Here is a 4830-nt window from a genome sequence, read left to right as displayed (position 1 = left end):
ATGGTGGCCGTGTCGTCACCCTGGCGGGATGATTTGGCCTTCGGCGACGGAGCTGGGTCAGAGCAGGCCACGAGATCGGGCTTGGACCACTGCTTCGCGGCGCGAGCTGGCCCCGAGCTTGCGATAGATGCTCCTGAGGTGTGATTTGAGCGTGTTAAGCGAGATATAGAGCTCCGCTGCGATCTCGCCGCTCGACACCCAGCTCGGGAGGTAGCTGAGCACGACCTGCTCCCGGTCACTGAGGGGATCGATGAGGCCCTCGGCGTCGGGGGCTGTCGTCTTGGCGGAGGCCTCGATGGCGGCGAGGACATCCTGGACGAACCAAGCGGGACCGGCGACTGATTGCTGGTGCAGGAGGGGGAGCAACTCGCCACCCTCGTCGACGAAGGTGCGGATGAACCCCTCGCGCGCAGCGAACTCGAGAGCAGCTTGTAGCGAATGCCCGCTCGAGGGCGATCGGGAACGGGCATCGAGCAGCTGCCACTCCAGTCGTCGTCTGGGCGTCGTCAGGCTGATCTCCAGCTCGGTCAGAAGCCTGGCTGCCTCCACCCGGTCGCCCTCTGCCAGTGCCAGGCGCACGCGGACGAACGACGTCTCGAGCGAGGCCGGCATGTGTCCGATCAGACGGCTCGCCTCTGCCCTGGAGCTCTCGATGAGCAGTCGCGCCTCGGCCGCACTCACGCGGGTCGCGAACGGCTGCGGCAATGCCAGGGGGCGATTGGTCTCGCGACACGTGGAGAGAAGGTCGAAGGCCTGGTCACGCCGGCCGGACGCCGCCCAGATGCGCACGAGGCCGAGCGACGCGAGAATTGCAAATCCGGTCCGCCTGTGACTCTCGGCATCACGCAGGCTGGTCTCGAACTCCCGCTCGGACTCGTCGAGCTCGTCCCGCTCCCACAGCACGCCCGCCCGGGTGAGCCTGGCCTCGGTGAGTGCGGGGTGGTCCGGTCCCGTGAGATTCACGTACATCAGGGCCTCGTCCGCCAGCCGCTCGGCTTCGTCCAGGTGTCCCTCGATCAGGTGGATCTGCGACAGCGTTGCGGGCGTGAGGAACCGGGCGACGGACTCAGCGACGGGCGGGAACGGATAGACGCGTTGACCCGCTTTCCAGGCCTGCTCGGTATCGCCCAGCCATCCCCACGACCGCACGAGCCCGTCAGGGAAACGATCGAAGTAGCCGTCGTCGGCGTCCGGACGGTAGGAACTGATCGCCCTCTCCACCCAGCCGACAGTGAGCGCTGCGTCTCCGACGAGATGGGACCACATGGCCCAGTGGCCGGTCAGTCGCGCCTGTTGCACATCGTCGGGTTGTTTTGACAGTGCGGTCTCGACCTGGTCGAGGCAGCGGGCGGCCTCGGCATAGCGGCCGCCAAGGCAGAGGATCATGGCCAGATCGAGCATCCGCTGAGGGCGCGCGTCGAAGTATCCCTTGGGAAACCGGTCGAGCCACTGGAGCATCTCCGGGACCTGGGTGCGGTCGGAGAAGCCGGGGGCGTTCTCGATGAGGAGATCCAGAGCCTCATCGTGGAAACCACCCGCGAACAGGTGGTTCATGGCATCCGATGGTCGATCCTCACTCGAGAACCACTCTGTGGCGCGCCGGTGCGCGGCGCGCCAGGCCGTGCGATCCCTGGCCCGCAACTCGCTTTGCAGCAACTCCGCGAACAGCTGGTGGTAGCGAAATGAGTGTTTGGCGCGGTCGACGGAGAGGATGAAGAGATTCTGCGCTTCGAGCGCCCGAAGGAGCCGATGACTGTCAGCCCGACCGGTGACGGCGTCGCACAACGAGGCGTTGAGCTCGGGGAGGATGGAGGTCTGGAGCAGGAAATCCTGTGTGTCCGTCGGCTGGTGCTCCAGGACCTCGCCGAGCAGGTAGTCCGAGATCGTCGGGTGAGGTCCTGCAAAACGCCGGACGAACGCTTGGGGATCTCCCTCGTCGCGCAGGGACAGCGCCGCCAGCTTCAGCCCGGCGATCCAGCCCTCGGTCTGCTCGGTCAGGGTCTGGACATCGGCGGGTGCCAGCCGCATGCCCCCGAAGCGCTCGAAGAAGGCCTCGGCGTCGTACTCCGCGAACTGCAGGTCTGATTGGCGGAGCTCGAGGAGCTCATTGCCAGCCCGGAGGCGGTGGAGTGCCAGCGGAGGGTCGACCCGGGTGCTGAGGATCACCCGCAAGCCGAGCGGCAAGTTCCCGACGAGGTAGTCGAGTACGTGGAACACGTGGCGGGCTTGTACCCGATGCAGGTCATCGAGGATCAGCGTCACAGGCCGCCCGAGATCGGTCAGGTCGGCGGCCAGTGACTCCACGGGCGTCAGGGACTCGTCGTCCTCGCCGCCCATCAGGAGGTCGAGCGCTTCGACGCCGGCGCTGGGCTCGTGACGTTGAAGCGAGGCGACGAGGTAGGTCCAGAAATGGATCGGGTCGTTGTCCAGCGCGTCGACCGAGAGCCACGCAACCCGCCGATCGGGTTGTTCGGCGATCCACTCGGCGAGCAGCGTGGTCTTGCCAACTCCGGGCGGACCCGACAGGAGCGTCAGACGGGTGCCTTCGCGAGAGAGGACCCCGCACAGAGCGGGCCGCGGCACGTGGGCAGGCGGCAGCTCGGGAGGCCGGAGCTTGGTGGCCACCAACCGGGGGAGCAGATGGCGCCCCGAGTGCGCTGTGGGCTTCTCGGAGCGTGCCTCGGTCTCTCGCCGGACGGCGCCCAAGTCGGTTCTCCCCCCGTCGGGCCAGGGGAGCTTGCTCCCCCTTACGGGTACAAGCTAGCCAACCTGGCCGCGCCGGGTAGGTCGGGCTTTTCTTGGTGGCGCCAGATTCAGATGATTTCGACCCCAATGCGCAGTAAAAGGCCGCTCACTGCGACGGGCCGGAGTGCCGAGTGGGCACCACGGAGTGGATATCGATGATCTCGAGCCCGAGGTCCTCCAGGCGGCGGAGCACTCCGTAGAAGGCCGCCTGATCCGGGAATCTGCCGGACAGCCGGGTGTGACCACCGGAGACCGAGACATCCAGGTCCTCGAAGGCGACGGAGTGTCCTCGACCGAACTCGCCTCTGACCAGGATCGTGTAGTCCCTCACGGCCATGGGATCCCTCTCGGACCGTCGCCCTGTGGGCCGAACGACGGGCTCATTCGCGCTGGCCCTGCGCGACCGGCGTGGCGTCCGTCGAGCGATCCGGGTCCGTTCCGGATGTCGGCGGCGGAGCGGCCGGGTCGGCCGGATCCGCCGGTGTGGCTTGCGTCTCCGTCCCCGCCCCGTCACCCCGAGGAGGGTGTGGACTGATGATCTCGACGAGGCCGAAGAGCACCGCGACGATCAGGGCCAGGCCGAGGACCACCCAGCCGGTGGCTTCACTCCATCCCACGAGGACCAGGAAGGCGGCGACCACGATGCCGATGCGCACTGCGCCACGGTTGCGGCCGACCCAGCTTCCCACCGGTCCGAAGTCCCGCTGCCGGGCCCGGTCCAGCCCGCCTCGCACGGTACGCCTGGTCGCGACCGCCGGCCGGGACGGGCCGGCCAGGGCGGCGGCCAGGGCCACCACCACGCCCACCACGAACACCAAGATGGCGACCAGGCGCACGAAGGCGAACAAGGCGTTGAAGATGTCGTTGGCGGCGTCGCTGGGAAGCCTTGGGCTCACGACCTCGTTGAGGTAAATCTGGCGCAGCACGGCAATCACGGCCAGCAGCGCCCCCATGGCGCCGGCGAGCCAGACCGCCGCCCGCAGGACCCCTCTCCGGTGGTCCTTCGACAAGGCGACGACGCCGGCCAGGCATCCCAGGGCGAGGACGGGGAAGAGGTAGGCCAGGCCCTTCAGGACCTTGGTCGCCCCTTGCACCGTCTGCAGGGTGGGCGAGTCGAGCAGGACGACCTGCCCGTTGCCCAGGTTGACGTTCTGGAAGGCCGTGACCCCCGAGCTCTGGAGTCTGCTCTGCACATCGCTTGTCACCGAGGACAGGTCGAGGGTGACCTTGCCACCGGCCGTGGAGACTCTGCCCTTCTGCTCGCCCGTCAGCACCGCCACGATGGCGCCGTGCGCGTTGCGGTTGATGCTCACCCATCGGTTCTGGAACCTGTCGGAGCTGACGAACCTCTTGGCCGCGTTGTACGTGAAGCTCTGGAGCTGGCTGGCCAGGGGTGCGGCCAGCCCGGCAGCAGCGGGTGGCAGGGAGTCCCTCACCTTGGCCTGGATGTCGACCTTGGCAGACAGCTGGTTGCTGATGTCGGTGGCGATGGCGTTCTGAACGGCGGGACTCGAGGCCAGCGGGGCCATGGTGTTGACATACACGTCGGTGTTCAGGAGCTCGGCTCGCACCCAGATGATCAGGACCGAGAAGATGGCGAGCACGCAGCCGACGACCAGGAGGGTCCCCCTGGTAAGCCCGCGCCACGGGAACGATCGGCGGCGACGGGCCATGGCGGCGCCGCCTTGGGGGGGACGACTCTCTGCCTCGGTCATGGCAAGTTACCTCCGCCAAGCACGCTAAAGAGCGGGCGCTCGCACATCATCACCCCGTGAGGGTGAAAGAGAGCGTGGCGGGACAATCATCCGACCAGGGTGACGACAGTTCGCCGTTGGACGGGGAGGATCGTGGGGGATGGCCTCCGACCCCTTGGAGCTGCTGCGGTCGCGAAGGTACGCCGGCCTGCTGGTGCTGGCCGCGATCATCGGCGCTCCTGTGTCGGTCGCCGCTTGGGGCTTCCTCGAGCTCGTCACCGTGCTCCAGAGCCAGATCTTCACCCACCTCCCGCACGGTCTCGGCTTCAGCACCGAGCCGATCTGGTGGCCGCTTCCATTGCTGGCGCTGTCCGGCGTGCTGGTTGCGCTG

Annotated in this window: 4 protein-coding genes; 1 reads left to right on the top strand and 3 read right to left on the bottom strand. The window is 67.6% G+C overall.

Translation table 11 applies throughout. The features are described from left to right. Positions 1 to 57 precede the first annotated feature (57 nt). The 3 genes from VGF64_19080 to VGF64_19070 form a co-directional block, all read right to left on the bottom strand. Complete coding sequence (locus VGF64_19080; protein ID HEY1636866.1) at positions 58 to 2625, bottom strand: LuxR C-terminal-related transcriptional regulator; 2568 nt, start codon at positions 2623 to 2625, stop codon at positions 58 to 60. Positions 2626 to 2851: 226 nt separating this feature from the next. Next, a complete protein-coding gene (locus VGF64_19075) occupies positions 2852 to 3082 on the bottom strand; it encodes a hypothetical protein (protein HEY1636865.1) in 231 nt (76 codons plus the stop codon). Between the two features lie 43 nt (positions 3083 to 3125). Continuing rightward, on the bottom strand, positions 3126 to 4460 hold the full coding sequence (locus tag VGF64_19070; protein ID HEY1636864.1) for a hypothetical protein: 1335 nt from the start codon (positions 4458 to 4460) through the stop codon (positions 3126 to 3128). A 139-nt stretch (positions 4461 to 4599) separates the two neighbouring features. Here VGF64_19070 and VGF64_19065 point away from each other — a divergent pair. Further along, the coding region (locus VGF64_19065; protein ID HEY1636863.1) for a chloride channel protein at positions 4600 to 4830 on the top strand (231 nt) is incomplete at its 3' end.

Source organism: Acidimicrobiales bacterium, assembly GCA_036491125.1.
In the GTDB taxonomy this organism is placed as follows: domain Bacteria; phylum Actinomycetota; class Acidimicrobiia; order Acidimicrobiales; family AC-9; genus AC-9.
Note: the sequence above shows the minus strand (reverse complement) of the source record. Positions and strands in the feature narration are given on the sequence as shown.